Origin of the sequence: Pantoea sp. R13S299, assembly GCF_048515925.1 — a bacterium.
Classification (GTDB): Bacteria; Pseudomonadota; Gammaproteobacteria; order Enterobacterales; family Enterobacteriaceae; genus Pantoea.
The window spans coordinates 2,247,587-2,263,445 of record NZ_JBLYEF010000001.1 but is presented as its reverse complement, the minus strand read 5'-3'; the positions used below and the strand labels follow the sequence as shown (position 1 = coordinate 2,263,445).

13 protein-coding genes are annotated in these 15,859 nt (G+C 51.4%); 2 read left to right on the top strand and 11 right to left on the bottom strand.

Translation table 11 applies throughout. The features are described from left to right. Positions 1 to 32 precede the first annotated feature (32 nt). The 6 genes from ACN1CO_RS10840 to ACN1CO_RS10815 all read right to left on the bottom strand — a co-directional run bounded on the left by ACN1CO_RS10840 (position 33) and on the right by ACN1CO_RS10815 (position 4,951). The gene (locus tag ACN1CO_RS10840) at positions 33 to 521 is read right to left on the bottom strand and encodes a cold-shock protein (RefSeq protein ID WP_135907825.1); all 489 of its coding nucleotides are present in this window, start codon (positions 519 to 521) and stop codon (positions 33 to 35) included. Between the two features lie 117 nt (positions 522 to 638). Beyond that, on the bottom strand, positions 639 to 884 hold the full coding sequence (locus ACN1CO_RS10835) for a DUF2543 family protein (RefSeq protein ID WP_419138924.1): 246 nt from the start codon (positions 882 to 884) through the stop codon (positions 639 to 641). Between the two features lie 121 nt (positions 885 to 1,005). Continuing rightward, the gene (locus tag ACN1CO_RS10830) at positions 1,006 to 1,734 is read right to left on the bottom strand and encodes a peptidase (RefSeq protein ID WP_419138923.1); all 729 of its coding nucleotides are present in this window, start codon (positions 1,732 to 1,734) and stop codon (positions 1,006 to 1,008) included. Positions 1,735 to 1,815: 81 nt separating this feature from the next. Then, on the bottom strand, positions 1,816 to 2,598 hold the full coding sequence (locus ACN1CO_RS10825; RefSeq protein WP_419138922.1) for a transglutaminase family protein: 783 nt from the start codon (positions 2,596 to 2,598) through the stop codon (positions 1,816 to 1,818). Beyond that, positions 2,595 to 3,521, bottom strand: a complete 927-nt coding sequence (locus tag ACN1CO_RS10820; RefSeq protein ID WP_419138921.1) for an alpha-E domain-containing protein — start codon at positions 3,519 to 3,521, stop codon at positions 2,595 to 2,597. The genes ACN1CO_RS10825 and ACN1CO_RS10820 overlap by 4 nt, the downstream gene beginning before the upstream one ends. Beyond that, positions 3,515 to 4,951, bottom strand: coding sequence for a circularly permuted type 2 ATP-grasp protein (locus ACN1CO_RS10815; protein ID WP_419139018.1), 1,437 nt, complete (start codon positions 4,949 to 4,951; stop codon positions 3,515 to 3,517). The genes ACN1CO_RS10820 and ACN1CO_RS10815 overlap by 7 nt, the downstream gene beginning before the upstream one ends. Before the next feature lie 253 nt (positions 4,952 to 5,204). Here ACN1CO_RS10815 and ACN1CO_RS10810 point away from each other — a divergent pair, with 253 nt between their 5' ends. After that, positions 5,205 to 6,347 carry an ABC transporter substrate-binding protein gene (locus ACN1CO_RS10810; RefSeq protein WP_419138920.1) on the top strand — a complete coding sequence of 381 codons (1,143 nt, stop codon included), beginning with the start codon at positions 5,205 to 5,207 and terminating at the stop codon, positions 6,345 to 6,347. 50 nt (positions 6,348 to 6,397) lie between these two features. After that, on the top strand, positions 6,398 to 8,371 hold the full coding sequence (cirA, locus tag ACN1CO_RS10805; protein WP_419138919.1) for a catecholate siderophore receptor CirA: 1,974 nt from the start codon (positions 6,398 to 6,400) through the stop codon (positions 8,369 to 8,371). A gap of 161 nt (positions 8,372 to 8,532) precedes the next feature. Here the strand turns inward: cirA and ACN1CO_RS10800 are convergent, their stop codons facing one another. From ACN1CO_RS10800 to ACN1CO_RS10780, 5 genes are all read right to left on the bottom strand, one after another. Beyond that, positions 8,533 to 8,829, bottom strand: a complete 297-nt coding sequence (locus ACN1CO_RS10800; protein WP_419138918.1) for a contact-dependent growth inhibition system immunity protein — start codon at positions 8,827 to 8,829, stop codon at positions 8,533 to 8,535. Between the two features lie 7 nt (positions 8,830 to 8,836). Next, positions 8,837 to 9,658: an RNase A-like domain-containing protein gene (locus ACN1CO_RS10795; protein WP_419138917.1), complete on the bottom strand. Its 822-nt coding sequence runs from the start codon at positions 9,656 to 9,658 to the stop codon at positions 8,837 to 8,839. A 487-nt stretch (positions 9,659 to 10,145) separates the two neighbouring features. Continuing rightward, entirely contained in the window at positions 10,146 to 10,619 is a 474-nt protein-coding gene (locus ACN1CO_RS10790; protein WP_419138916.1) for a hypothetical protein, read from the bottom strand. Positions 10,620 to 11,676: 1,057 nt separating this feature from the next. Continuing rightward, a complete protein-coding gene (locus ACN1CO_RS10785) occupies positions 11,677 to 13,095 on the bottom strand; it encodes a hypothetical protein (RefSeq protein ID WP_419138915.1) in 1,419 nt (472 codons plus the stop codon). 421 nt (positions 13,096 to 13,516) lie between these two features. Beyond that, complete coding sequence (locus tag ACN1CO_RS10780) at positions 13,517 to 15,847, bottom strand: phage/plasmid primase, P4 family (protein ID WP_419138914.1); 2,331 nt, start codon at positions 15,845 to 15,847, stop codon at positions 13,517 to 13,519. Between the last annotated feature and the right edge of the window lie 12 nt (positions 15,848 to 15,859).

The window sequence follows — 15,859 nt, the reverse complement described above, 5'->3', positions numbered from 1 at the left end:
CCTGCAAACAGAATTTCGGCCCGCCTGCGGAATTACTTCAGGCCTTTAAGCACTTTAACCGTGCTTTCAATATCGATCTCATCTTCGGAGAAGATCAGCGTCGTGCCCTGGAAAGTGGTCACCGCCAGCTTTTTCAGTGAGCGCATCTCACTGGCGTTCGGGTCAGACTTCGGACGGATGTTATTCAGCAACAGACCCACTGACAGCACCGCGTTCTCTTTATCGACACCGGCATCGACCGGGACTTCTTCGTTGTAGACCAGATAAGACTTAATCGAAGTAATCTTAAGACGCTCGCCTGCGATATAGATGTATTTGCTGGTCGGCGCGACCTTCACCGCATAGGCGGATAAGCCTTTGTTGTTGGTGGTGGGTTCAAACGTCACCGCCGCATCTTTCTTTATCAGATCAGGATTGGCGACCTTAATCACATGAAAATAGCGGTTATCGCCGTTTTCATCTTTGATAAAGCCAAAACCTTTATCTTCAAACCAGGTTGTGATCGTTCCGTTCATCGCCATTTTTGCCTGCTCAATCTACTCAGTTTTTTACAGCGCGCAGTGTAAATCACAATGCCTGCGCAGACTATATAAGTCTGGATGATAATTTTCGTCTGCGCCAGAGGGAGTCAGTGGCTGTTACTCGTTGCCCCAGCGGTTCAGGAACTCGGCAATCTCATCGATACGCTCTTCGCTGATACCCGCTTCTCGCGCCATATCCTGCTGCGACTCTTCACTGATCTCTTCGTTGTTCATTAAACGGGTGATCAGCAACTGGAAGTAATGCGCCAGCGGGGTACGTTCTGTCTCGCTCACGGGCTTAGCGGACTCCGTCGCGTACTCATCTGCGACATCATAATATTTGAGAGAAATTTCGTTATTCATAGGTTGTCCGCAGGGTTCAGGTCGGATTAAAGAGTGACCAGGCGTTGTCGCCCGGTTCGTGAGGGGTATTATTTCGTGTTTGGGTTGGGGCTGTAAAGGGGAACAGGATGCCCGATTCTGACTAGAGAACCAGCGGCGGAAGCTGTTTGAAGGTGCTGACTAAGCCTTCTCCCCAGCCTTTACGGATCGTCGTGAAGTACGGGTGATCTTCGGTAATGCGGTATTGCCGGGCATCGCTGAAGCTATCGCAGGGGTAGATCATAACGTCGAGCGGCAGGCCAACGGACAGATTGCTGCGCAGGGTCGAATCCAGTGAAATCAGCGCGCATTGCATCGCCTGCTCCAGAGACATGTCGTAGTGCAGCACCCGGTCAATAATCGGTTTACCGTACTTGCTCTCACCAATCTGGAAATAGGGCGTATCGCGGGTGGCTTCGATGAAATTACCCTGTGGGTAAATATGGAACAGGCCAATATCATCCCCGTTAATTTGCCCGCCGAGCAGCAGGTTGCAGCTGAAGTCTGTCGTACTGCCATTCTGCTGTGCTTCACTGTCTCGCTGGATCACCTCACGAACCGTCTCGCCTATCAGCGACGCGGCCTCGTAAAGGCTGGAGGCGTTCAGCAGATTGGCACAGTCGGCATTCCTGCTGCGGTGTCGCAGCAGACTGATAATACTTTGAGTGGTCGCCAGATTACCGGCAGTCTGAAGCACCAGCGTACGATCGCCGTCCTGATGAAACACATGTAGTTTACGGAAGGTGGAAATATGATCCACGCCAGCATTAGTCCGTGAATCGGATGCAAAGACCAGCCCGGATGACAGGCGCATGGCCACACAATAGGTCATACCACACTTCCTTCAAAAAAAGATTTGCACGCCATAAGCGTGCATGAAGTTTTCACCATCAGCAAGTCGCTACAGGTCAATTTACATCATTTGTACGGCGGCAATCGCGCACATATCTTCGTATCCCCCGCCAATCCGTAAACCGCGCACCGGACAGGCATCCAGGTAATCAATGCCGACGGCAAGCTTAAGGTGTTGATCAGGCATACGGGTATTGTTGGTGATGTCAAAGCAGTGCCAGCGATCTTCCACCCAGACTTCGGCCCAGGCATGAGTCGCGACATGGGTAGAATCTTTACTGTGCAGGTAACCGCTAACGTAGCGCGCCGGTATATTCAGGCTACGACAGCAGCTCAGAAAGGCATGCGTATGATCCTGGCACACGCCGGTACGGGCGGCGAAAGCCTCAGCGGCACTGTCGGTTACCAGGGTAGAACCGGGCGTGTAAGGCATCCTGAGCAGCAGGTCTCCCATCAGGTTCTCCAGGGCGGCCAGAATCGCCTGGGGCTGATAGTAGCGCAGGGCAAAATCCCGAATCTCTGCATCGGGCTGGGTCAGCGGACTGTGGCGCAGGAAGACCAGCGGCGACAGATGCCCCTGAGCCTGATCTTCAATGCCGTGTTCAATCTCCACCACGCCGTGTGCCTGAATGGTGATGGACTCATGCGGTTCATCGAGTGTCAGCACATGCATGATGTTGCCGAAGGCATCCGTAGTGCAAACCGCCTTTTCCGGCAAGGTCAGTTCCCAGGAAAGTATGCGTTGATGAGGTGATTCCTGAGGCGTCAGTCGCAGGTACTGGATACTCCGTTGCACCGCCTGGTCGTAGCGGTAGTGCGTGTTGTGCTCAATGCTAAGTTTCATTGCGCCTCCAGATACGTGTGATGAATACTTTCGGCGATATCGTCTAACTGGACGAGAAAGGTTTCCAGCCAGTTGTTCAGCCCGATTCTGTTCAGGTCTTTCATGGAACTGAAGCGCAGCTCGGCGTGCAGGATGTGCGCGAGGCGGCGTGGCTGGTTTGCACGGCCACCAATCAGCTCCAGTTGCTGAACCATATCGTTGATACACGCCAGCAATGAACGTGGCAGCTCGTTGCGCAGGATCATCAGTTCGGTGATGGTATCCCGGCTCAGGGGCTGCTTATAAATACTATGGTAGGCTTCGCGCGCGCTTACCGCCTGCAGCAATGTGTCCATGCGGTAATATTCGCGCACTGGATCGTCATCAATATCCATCAGTCTGTTTTTCACCTCCAGCAGACGCGCGGTGCCATCAGCCCGTTCCAGCAACGTCCCGAGACGGATAAAGTGCATCGCGTCGCTGCGGAGCAGGGTACCGAACATGGCACCCCGGAACAGATGAGATCGCTCTTTCACCCAGTCAAAGAAGGCGTCTGCACCGTCTGAGCCGATACCCTGACGGCGTATCGATTTCATCGCGATCCAGGTGGCATTGATACATTCCCAGACTTCGGATGACAGGCTGCCACGTACGGCATGCGCGTTGTTCCAGCCCATCTGCAGACAACTGAAAATACTGCTGTAGTTCCGGCTATCCAGGGCGAAAAAATTGACCAGATTGGGCATCGTCAGTGTCGGCCAGGTCTCAGCATACAACTCGGTGGTGCTGGTCAGGTTGAGCGGTACCAGCAGATCATGATTACCCCCGTTGCGGATGGGCATCATCGACAGCTTGTTGGTGACGTCCAGCACCCGGGCGATATTTTCCGCCCGCTCCAGATAGCGGGCCATCCAATAGAGTTCACTCGCTGTCCGGCTCAGCATAGATCATCCTCCAGTACCCAGGTGTCCTTGGTTCCGCCGCCCTGTGACGAATTGACAACCAGCGATCCTTCCATCAAGGCGACGCGGGTAAGCCCGCCGGGCACCAGTCGGATCTCCGCGCCACTGAGCGCAAAGGGTCGGAGATCGATATGACGGGGTGCCAGGCCGTCGTTGACAAAAGTGGGACAGGTGGACAACGCCAGCGTGTTTTGCGCGATGTAATTCTGCGGACGCGCCAGCAACAGGTCACGGAAGTGGGCAAGCTCAGCTTTGCTCGCGGCGGGGCCAATCAACATGCCGTAACCGCCAGCGCCGTGAACCTCTTTCACGACCATTTTTTCGAGGTTGGCCAGCACATACGACAGCTCATTTTTATGCCTGCACTGCCAGGTTGGCACGTTGTTGAGGATCGGTTCTTCGTGCAGATAAAAGCGCACCATATCCGGTACGTAGGGGTAGATAGACTTGTCATCAGCCACGCCAGTGCCGATAGCGTTGGCCAGGACGACATTGCCCGCCCGGTAAACTGACAGCAGGCCCGGTACGCCGAGCATGGAGTCCGGGCGGAACGCCAGTGGATCGAGGAAGGCGTCGTCAACCCGACGATAGATCACATGTATTCTGCATGGCCCGGCAGTCGTGCGCATGAACAGCATGCCATCCTTAACGAACAGATCGGCGCTTTCAACCAGTTCAACGCCCATTTGCTGGGCCAGGAAGCTGTGTTCGAAGTAAGCGCTGTTAAAGCGGCCTGGGGTCAATACCACCACGGTAGGATCGTTAATGGGTGAGCTTTCGCGAAGCGTTTGTAGCAGATGCGACGGATAGCGTTCTACGGGAGCAATGCGTTGCTGCGCAAACAGTTCCGGATAGAGCCGCATCATCATTTTGCGGTTCTCCAGCATATAAGAGACGCCGGAGGGGGTACGCAGGTTATCTTCCAGGACGTAATATTCGCCATCACTGTTGCGCACCATATCCACGCCGACAATATGTGCATAGATATCACGGTGGAGATCAACGCCTTGCATACAGGGTTGATACTGTTCGTTAGCCAGAACCTGTTCTGCCGGAATGATTCCCGCCTTCAGAATATGTTGCTCATGGTAGATATCGTAGAGGAAGGCATTGAGCGCCTGCACACGCTGGCGGATGCCGGCATCGAGCATGGCCCACTCGGCGGCCGGGATAATACGTGGCACGCTGTCGAACGGGATCAACCGTTCAGCACCATTATCATCATCGTAGACATTGAACGTAATCCCTACCCGGTGAAACAGGAGGGCGGCTTCTTCCCGCTTGCGCTGTATAGCCAGGTGATCAGCCTGTTGCAGCCATTGCCAGTAGGCGGCGTAGTGGTCACGGTGTTCGCCTTCAGCCAGAAGCATCTCATCAAAAAAGGGTGAAGCGGAGAGATTGATATTCAGCATCGTCACCTCGCAGACGTTAAAGGCTGTGAATCTATCCAAGCATAAACTGTGCCAGCATAAGAAGAAGCGGAACGGTGCAAAGTCGTGATGTTGCAGCGTTAAAAGCCCCGTTTTGGTGCAGGCTCTGTGCGGGAGTGTCTTAATATGGCGCTTAACGGCGTAGTCTGTTTTGTATGTAAATCGAATTGATAACCGTTATCGTTTTCATTATTGTTTTGTCTTCTTCAGGGAAACGAAAAGGAATCGGAAGAAGATGAATTATCAGCAGAGAATATTTAAAGCGCTTTCCGGCAAAAAGATGGCTGCCGGTCTCACCTTTGGTTTAATCAGTCTCACAGCACAGGCGGTCACCGTTACAGACGTGGCGGGGCGCACGGTCACGGTGCCGGATGATGTTCAGCGTGTCGTACTCGGAGAGGGCCGGTTGTTCTTCGCTCTTTCACTGCTCGAAGGCCAGAAACCTTTTGGCCGTATCGTCGGCTGGCAGGGCGATTTCCGTAAGCTTGACCCGCAAACTTACGCTACTTATCGGGCGAAATTTCCGCAAATCGACAATATCCCGCTAATTGGCACGACAAGTGCCGACACCATCAGCCCGGAAAAAGTGCTGACGCTGAATCCGCAGCTGGCGATCTTCGGTTTGTCAGGTCATGGGCCGGGCAAAGGCAGTGAGCTGGTGAAACAGCTGCAAAGCGCCGGTGTGCCCGTGGTGTTTGTCGATTTCCGCACTTCTCCGCTTAAAAACACCCTGCCAAGTATGGAGTTGCTGGGCAAAGTCCTGAACCGTGAGAAGCAGGCGCAGGACTATATCCGCTTTTATCAGGACAACATCAAACGCGTCATCGATGTGACCAGCAATATTCCTCAGCAGGGTAAGCCGAAAGTCTTTATCGAACTGCGCGCCTCGACAGCGGATGAATGTTGCCGCTCAGCCGGTAACGGCAACATGGGTGATTTTATCGATCTGGCGGGCGGCGTGAATATCGCTAAACCCTTGCTGCCTGGCGCGCTTGGTCAGGTGAATCTGGAGAAAGTCATCGCCGCGCAGCCGGATGTCTATCTGGTCAGCGGAGGAGCGAAGCCGCCGAAAGCGGGCGATCCACTCCCCGCCGGTTTAGTGCTGGGCGCGCAGACTACACCCGAACAGGCGAGCGCCAGCCTGAAGCCGCTGCTGGCCCGTAAAGGCATTAGCACGCTGAAAGCTGTCGAAGATGGCCGCAGTTTTGGCATCTGGCATAACTACTACAACTCCCCCTATAACGTGCTGGCCGTGCAGTTCTTCGCCAAAGCATTTTATCCGCAGAAGTTTGCCGATCTCGATCCGCAGCAAACGCAAAAACAACTCTATAAACAGTTCCTTGCCGTCGAACCGACCGGCACTTACTGGACCGAGTAAAAGGGACTTTGCCCCGGCTGCCGGGGCCATTTATCTCACGGAGAGAAGAGATGGTTAAGATTAAATTTACACCGGCCGTTAAAGCCGGGCTGCTCGCACAACTGATTGCTGCAGCGATGCCGGCGATGGCGGAAGACGCCAGCGAAGTGAAAGAAAATGAAGAGCAGATGGTGGTTACTGCTTCTTCGATTGTACAGAACCTTAAAGATGCGCCTGCCAGTATCAGCGTCATCACCCGCGAAGATCTGCAGAAGAAACCGGTACAAAACCTGAAAGACGTGCTGAAAGAGGTTCCCGGCGTACAGATCACTAATGAGAGCGACAACCGTCAGGGCGTCAGCATTCGCGGACTGGGCAGCGGCTATACGCTGATCCTGGTCGACGGCAAACGTGTTAATTCCCGCAACGCCGTTTTCCGCCATAACGATTTCGATCTGAGCTGGATCCCGGCGGAATCGATTGAACGTATTGAAGTGGTGCGCGGGCCGATGTCGTCCCTGTACGGCTCCGACGCGCTGGGCGGCGTGGTCAACATCATTACCCGTAAAGTCGGTACGCAATGGCACGGCACGCTGAGCGCCGATACCACCGTTCAGGAACACCGTGATCGCGGCGACAGCGGCAACGGTAACTTTTTTTCCAGCGGCCCGCTGGTCGACGATTTACTGGGCGTGAAAGTTTACGGTGCGCTGGGTAAACGTGAGAAAGATCAAGCCAGTTCTGCCAGCGGCAGCACCGGTCAGCCGCGTATCGAAGGCTACACATCGCGCAACGCCAACGTCGAATTCTCACTGACGCCGGACAAAGATCAGGACATCACGTTTGGTTACGGGATGGATCGTCAGGATCGTGATTCTGACACGCTGGATAAAAACCGTATCGAGCGTGAAAACTACTCGCTCGGCCACAATGGCCGCTGGGGAGTGGCGAACACTGAACTGCGTTTCTACGGTGAAAAAATCGAAAATAAAAACGCCGAAACCATCACCTCGAAAAACAATTCCCTTGACGGCAAAGTCGTGATCCCGCTGGGTGATTACGCCCAATTCCTGACGTTCGGCGGCGAATACCGTAACGATAAACTGGAAGACGCGGTAAATATGAAAAACGGCGGCAGCACGCAGGCGAACCAGTACGCGCTGTTCCTTGAAGATGAATGGCACATCTTCGAAAACCTGGCGCTGACCGGCGGCGTGCGTATGGATGACCACGAAAACTACGGCGTCAACTGGAGCCCGCGTGCTTATCTGGTCTACAACGCGACTGATACCATCACGATGAAAGGCGGCTGGGCATCCGCTTTCAAAGCGCCTTCTCTGCTGCAGCTCAGCCCCGACTGGCTAAGTTCCTCCTGCCGCGGCAGTTGTAGTGTTGTCGGCAGTAAAGACCTGAAAGCGGAAACCAGCGAAAGCGTGGAATTCGGTTTGTATTATGCCGGTGAGGAAGGCCTGCTCGAAGATGTGACCGCCAGTGCGACGGTGTTCCAGAACGACATCGACGACATGATTACGGTTATCCGCATCCCTAACCGCAACCTGGCGCAGACCTATCAGAACTTCGCCGGATTTGATGCCAGCGGCAATCCGATTTTCCGTTATTACAACGTGAATAAAGCACGCATCCGTGGGCTGGAAACTGAACTCGGTCTGCCGGTCACCGACAAGCTGAACCTCAAACTGAATTACACCTACAACGACGCCCGCGACCGGAGTAACGGCGGCAACAAACCGTTATCCGAACTGCCGTTCCACACCAGTAATGCGACACTCGACTGGAAACCGCTGGAGGACTGGAGTTTCTATCTTTCCGCGAATTACAAAGGCAAAAGCCGCACCGTAACCGACGGCAACGCTACGCCGGGCGGATACACCATCTGGAATACCGGCGGGTCGTATAAGGTGAATAAAGCGTTCAAGATCCGTGCAGGGGTTCTGAACCTGACTGATAAAGATCTCAACCGCGACGACTACAGCTATAACGAAGATGGCAGAAGGTATTTTGCGGCTGTGGATTATAGTTTTTAGCGTTGAATCGTGGCCGGGACGGTTGGGGTCCCGGCTGCTTTAAGATTTCGCTGGTCAAATTGAAGATACAAAAAAGCCCGCCAGGCTTTCACCTTGCGGGCTCTCAGTAATTCAATGAGGGTTATTTTCACCATCAACTAAAAAATAGATTCCTAAAAGCCTCATTTCTCTGACGAGATCTGACGAACAGTCATCAGGAATTCATAAGCCGTGGTTTCCCAAAGTTCAGGGGCAAAATCAAACCCATATCGTTTCCTGAACTCCTCTTCAGCACCGTCACCATAGGCTGAGATAAAATCATCAACTTCTTCGACGAGATCTTTAAGCATCCAGTCTGGTACTGACTTTTTGAATAGCCGTACTATGCCTTCGACCGTATCCTCGCCATCATTAATGATGTCTGCGTCCTGGTTGAAATAACTGAAAATCAGTTGGTCAAGAAAGTGGAATTTCTGCATTTTGTACCTATAGATCCGGGAATGCAGTGAGAATGTAATAGAGTTTGCCGTTATATTGCTGAAACTCTATAACAACTCTCACATTTGTCATGACTATTCGCTGGTTACTCCCGCGCCGGAAACCGTAGCCAATCGCTTTGCCAGATGCATTGCGTATAGTTAGCCTGGCTCCCTGCCTGCCTCCGCTAAGGGCCGATTTTATAACGTCCCGATTAGCAAAAATCGCTCTCGATATGGCTTCTTCGGCTACCTTCACGTTGGTAAAGGTGGTGGAATACTGCAAACGCTTATTGGCTTCAAAGCGGGATAATAGCTCTGCATCGCTTTTGCCAACATGTGTGGAAAGCGTATGCCCGCCGGGTTTCAAACCCGTGACTGACTCATGCTCAGTAAGTTTGATGCGGCCAGCCCTTACTGCTGCTACCCGGCTTGCGCCGATACCAAGTGCAAATCCTAGTGGAACAGCGATATCGACAGTAAGGCCGATTTTCATCGCAGTATCGTCATCTGCTCCAAAGGATTTGGCAATTGCTGTTGCTGCCTCGTATGTTGCTGTGCGAGTGTCTCTGCCCACAATGAGCTGATTTGCAGCAGCATTAATGCTATCGAGACTATGCGCGCCGACGACAACACATCCTGCTTTTGTTAATCCGGTAGGTTCAGGTGCAATACACAGAGCAGTTGCACCAGCCAGTTCGAGTGAACCCATGACAAGCCCCAAACCCCCGAACAGGCGGTTACTCATTGTTTCCGCCTCTGTCACTGTCTTATCAGAAAGCGCGGCAGCAAGTTGAACAGGGGACATCGCGATCTTTATGCCATCATCCATAATGTGACCTCATGCGTTTAAAAGACAAACAGCACGATTGTATGCTTTTTTCAGGTACGGCCAACCATTTCAGTGCCATAAATTACGTTAGTAGAAAACTTTTACATTCTCACTGATTGTTGAAAGGAACTGGTGCTGGATAAATAGGAGACAATGCTGAAATGATGTGGCAGCGGCAAAAAGTAAATTGGATCACACGGTGCGGCGTTTACCGGATTTGCAGATCCTAATTGGCAGTCAGCCCTGCTAAACGTGAGCCCGTCGATGCTATGTGTCATTAAGTTGCGTATCTGTCGTGAAGAGCTTTCTCCGACGTTTGACAGTGTTGTCCTTGACCGGGTTAAGCACGTAGCGAGATTAACTGGCTAAGCAATAACGCGGGCAGCAGTCGCACTCCTAACTGATATTCCTAAGCGTATACCTATGCCGTTTTGTCCGCTGCCTTATTGCCTGATCTACTGATAGGGAAAAGGGTCTTAAGGTTGCCCTATCGACTACCATCTGCTTTGGCTGACGCAGGGTTAGCGTTGATATCAATGTATTTTCTGAATCCCATTGGGCGCCTTACTCCGGGAGGATCGGAAAAGGGGAATTTAAACGTTGGAGATGCTGATACTTTTACTGTCCACGTGGTATCACCGATGAAGTGGAAGCTTGCAGAATGGGGTGAAACTTTCAAAGCCTCGAAATGACCTGAAGTATAACTACCCCCAATCGTCAGTTCCTCTAAAATTCCCTGAGAGAGATCTAACAGCAGGAGCGTCAGCATCTCTTCAAAAAGAACGTCATCTGTTATGAATAAAAGATAGCGGCGTTCATCAATTCTTATCGCACCTTCAAGCACTTTTCCAGGGATGATAATTCCCGTTGAGATGCCGCCAATCAAAACTTCGGAACGAGCCTGGGCGATATCTGTTGCCTCATTAACTTCTGACAGGGATAGTGTAGTGACTTCTTCCATTTCTATTTCCACCAGTTGCCCATTTCCCACGCCGCTAAAGCACCGCCGACAAATCCGCCTAATAGCACGCATACGGGTGCGCCAGGTCCACACATTAAACCAGCAACGGCACCGCCAGCCCAACCGCCCGCAATACCTGCTCCGTTAATAGCAACCTGCCATCGCCTTGTAGTGCGTTCAACGCGCTTTGCCGTCTGAGTCCAGCGCACTAAGTAAGGCCGTATCCATTTTCACTCCCTGTTAGATAAGCAACTCCACGAATATAACAAATGTGCTAATGAAATTAAAAATAGCCTCGCTATGCTATCCGCCGAATTTTCATACTGAACGGATTCTTGTGGCCGTTGGCCTCCATTCAGGCAGTCTGTCGTAGTAGAGGTAATGCCTGACTCGAGGCGGACTGATACTGACATTCCCCATTAGAGTTCATTTGGCTCCGACATGTGCAGGATCACCCTGCGGCGAGATATGTTGCCGGTTATGGCATTGATGCGGGCACAGTCACCGCCCCATAATGACCGAATTGGTTAGGATAACTTCAGGGTATTACAAACACAAAAAAGCCCGCAAGGCTTTGATCTTGCCGGCTCTTAGGACTTCGATGATGGTTCTGATAATCATCAACCAAGAATTTGGGCTGGCGGAGTCTGAAATAGTTGGCTATCTGCATGAAAAAATTGATTAAATTTAATTTAATAAAAGATTGGTATACCTAACGGTATACCAATCGAGTTTATCAGAAGATTTTCAAGTAAGTAAAAATGGTTCTTAAATCTCTCTTTGCAGACTCGTTTTACTACTAATCTTCAAGCCACACTGACTGGAGAAATAGGATAGGATCTAGTCATATTAATCTTCAGAATGTGCATTTATTGACCAATAATTTTAAGTAATAACGATAAGTAACTTACTGTAAATTAGCTAAAATTTTCATTGAAAGAACACACTGTGATAGTAGTTACCTCCAGTTTTGAAGTTTAAGTATCTCACTTTTTAACACATCTTCTAATCAAAGCCTTAAAGCATTATTTGGTTAATAATTGAGTTGCTTTGAAAATCAGAAAATTATATTGCTGATATCTGAGATTGCATTCAAAGAACCCCGATAATCACTTCCAGTTTTAGCGAGGATATAAGTATATCTCGAGTCTCCATTATATGTTATCTTCCAATGTTTACCCTCCTCTGTAAGCTCAAAGCCTAATTCCATAAGCTGCCTTGAAGTGGATTTATCCATGCGTCTGTAATCATTGAGTGCTCTTCGCAAGCTTTGTTGCCTCTGTTCTGTCTCAGTGGTTTTTTGATTATTTTCGAGTAAGGAAGAGAGTATGTGATTTCCGCGACTATTTTCCTTGGTGTTAACAATAGCCATTTTAAGCGCTTCTAAAATAACGTTTTTTATCTCTCCATCGAAAAAGTCAGTTTCTTCACCTGCATTTAATGTGATATTTCCTTGCGCTGAAGTTTGCGATTGAAGTGTGCGAACACGATGCTCTAAAGAAACAATTCTTGTTTTGAGGTCTAGGATTTCGTTATCTTTGGATACGTTGTCAGATTCATAAAGTTCTAAAAGTCCGCTAGTATCTTCCCCTTGAGTCTTGAGCGCTTCAATTGAGTCCTTAGTAATTCTTTTTTGTATTTCGTTCCAACCAACATCAGATATTGGAGCCATTGTAGTGGTGGCTTTTACTACATCATCAAACAGACAATCTTCAAATTCTTTTGCTGTTTTATCCCCGCGTTGATAATAACTGATATTTTGTCCTCGAGGCCAATATATGCCAGCAGCACCAGCGTAAGCATTTTTTGAAGAAGTCTCGCTTTTTAATTTTATTGAGAAAAGTTTATCGCCCGGCTCAATTAGGACATGAGCTAAACCACACACCTTCCGTGCAAGTCTTTCTGGGATTATATTGTGAGGATGTTCATTATAGTGATACTTTGAACTAATATATATTATTGGTAGCCTATTCTCAGTTTTTCCATTTATAACTTTCGCTGCAATGTTCAGGTCTTCAGGATCATCAATTAGATTATGAGGTTCTATAGATATTTTAAAAATGTCATCTACTCCTCCTGAAAACTTCTCAATTAATCTCATCACTATTAACGGTTTTTTTGGTAAAGGCGCAAGATATACTGCTTCCTGACTAACAACACTGGATTCAACCTGAATCCAGGTTGAATTACTTGTTAGGTTTTTACTTACCGATACATCTGTAATCCACTTGTGCGGCTCAGAAATCTTCGAGTATCTGAAACATCCCAGGTGAATATCCGCACCCTCATGACTTATTATTTCTATTCTTTCATTTTTAGATTCAACAAAAAAATCACCACCTTCATAGTTGTATGTTAGTTGTGCAGTTATAAAAGTTGTGTGTGGTGATTCGTTTATCCAAGAAAAGCACTCATTAATTATTTTCGAAAAAGAAATACCGTCAGAGATATAAAATCCAGTTGAAAAATATTTCATAAACAATCCTTAATTATAAATAAGACTATTCTCATTTACCATGCGGAATGATAGAAGGCAACAATTTTATGCCTAAACAATTTAATAAATGATGTTTAACTTATAAAAAATAGAAGCCTAAGGTTGCCTTTAGTTGTAAGTTGTTGTTTTAAAATAATTTTATTGATTTGGCTGCGCACTATCAGCTCAAGTATGGAAAAAAGCAAGTTATGATTTGAAGCAGGATCTTTAACAAATGCAAAGCGAATAGCAGTAATGGTTTTAGAAAGATTTTATAAAAAATTGTTCACACTGTTCACCTTCCCTTTTTATTTATATATATCAGACAATTAAGTGATGAATGATAGGTGTAGGGTGAAGGATATCAATCATCACCGCTGAAGTTCAGGCATAAAAAACCGGCTTTCGCCGGTTTCAATAGTCATGCTGCTGGAGGGGCATCGCACTTAGGCAGCCAGTCGGTACTGCTTTCTTCCGTCAGGTCCAGATTGGTCTGCACACCCAGCTTTGTACGCCGCTTCATGTAGTGCTGTCCGTATTCCCGCATGATGCTTTCCAGCGACAGGCCAAACATCTTCATGCTGAGCGGATTCTTGTAGCCGTTGGCCTCCATATAGGCCAGATAAGCATGGTAGAGGTAACGCCTGGGCTGAAGCGGCCTGATGCTGGCATTCCCCATGTAAAGCGCGTTTGGCTCCGGTGTCGTGAACAGGTAGCCGCAGAAATCCACCATCGGGTCCGCATCGCGCTTGATGCGCATCGCCTCGTCGGAGTTCTGCTGTGACTGAAGCAGCGACCGGGCCTGCTGCGGCTGGCTGAACTGCTGCATCAGCTGGCGCACGATAACGGCCAGCTCACCGCTGATTTTTTCCTTCAGCTGCGGGTCGCGCTCGTCTGCCGGGATGATCTCGGGAAAGTGGAGTATCACCCGGCGGCGCGACACGCCCCCGCTGCGGTCGGTAAAGCGCATCGGGTTGTTGTTCACCGCCAGAATCACCGCCGGAATGTGCGTTGAGTAGGCGTCCCTGTACTTCGGGTCCACGGAAACCGCATCGCCGCCGGTAATCGCCTTGATGCCCGCGCCGTCGCCGCTCCACTTTTCCTGGTCGGGAAGGATAATCAGCGAGTAGCCGATCACCGCCGCGCGTTCGCGAGAAGATTCCAGCGTTTCAATGGTGGCGGAGGTGGTGTTATCCGTTCCGGCCAGCATGGTGGCGATTTCCGCCATGATGCTCTTGCCGCTGCCGCCGGGACCGGTGACCTCCAGAAACAACTGCCAGTCGTAGCGGTTCGCCAGCACCATAAACAGCGCGGCCAGAATGATGTCGCGTTTGGCCGGGTCACGTCCGGCAGCGCGGTCGAGCCACTGCCAGAAGTGCGGTGCGTGGTCTGCCAGCGTTTCGCCCTGAACGGGTTTTGTATAGTCCACCTCGCTGACCGTGCGCAGCCAGAAGTCTTTACTGTGCGGGCTGAAGCCGCCGGTGCGGGTGTCCAGCACGCCGTTACGGAAGCCAATCAGGCGGCGCGCAGGGTCGGCCTGCTGCGGCAGCATCAGCTTCAGCGTGTCCACCACGCCCGAAATCTTGCCCGCCGAAAACGGCGCGCGCAGGCGCTGAAACAGCTTCGCCACGTCGCGCTCAAACTGCTTCCCGGAAATCACCTTCCACGCGCCGGAGCGGTAACGGGACAGAATTTCCCCGCTGGCGTCCACGGCCAGCGCGCTGCGGTAGTGCTCTGCCACGCGCTCTGCCTTCTCACTGGCGCTCATGGCCGAAAATTCCGCCTCGCTCATCACGTCGAACGGACTGGCAGCGGGCGGCGTGGCGGCTTCGGCCAGCGCCCGTCGGGTGGTTTCCTCACCGTGCTGCATAAAGGCATCATTCCAGTCACCGAACACCGGCGGCAGGGCCACGGCTGCGCGGCTGGCTTCGGCGGCCTGCTTCGCCTTCACCTGACCGTCGCCATTCAGGTCGCGGTCAGCGGCAATCAGCAGCGGCAGCGTGGCGTGCTTTTCACGAGTAAGGCCAGCCAGAGAAAGGAGGTTAACGGACGACAGGGCTATCCACACCTCGTCACCGGTGAGGTTGTGCACCGTCAGGCCGGTGGCATAGCCCTCCGTCAGCCAGATGCGCGCTGCCGGCTTGCCGTTGCTGAGAACGTGACATGCGCCTTTTACCTGGCCGCCCTTCAGCGTGCGCTTCTCGCCCGCTGCGTTAATCAGCTGCACGTTCACCAGTTGGCCGCCCATATCGTGCAGGGGAACGACAACATCACCGGCACGATAGACAGTGAGCGCGACTTTCAGCGGCTTTGCCAGCGTCAGGCAGGACTGCTCCGGCCAGCCTTTGCGGGACAGGTAGGCGTTGCCGGTTGTCTGCTGCGCGCTGCTGACCAGCTGCTGTGCTTGCTGCACGGCGGCGGCACGGGCGGCTTCGTTATTTTCGTCTCCGCTGGCGGCAGATGTGTTGTCTACCGGTGGCAGGCAGCCGGTCAGGCCGTTTACCCGCGCAGCGGCTTCGGTCAGGCTCAGTGAGAGGGCCTTTTTCACCAGGTCCATGCCGTCACCGGCACCGCACTGATTACAAATCCACGTGCCGCGTCCCTCCTGGTCGTCAAAGCGGAAGCGGTCGGTTCCGCCGCATACCGGGCAGGAGGTATGGCGGTTCTTAACCACCTTCACGCCCAGCGCGGGCAGGATGCGGGGCCACTGGCCCCGCGCGGCTTTTGCCGCGTCTGATACGGTCATTTTCATTATTCTGTTCTC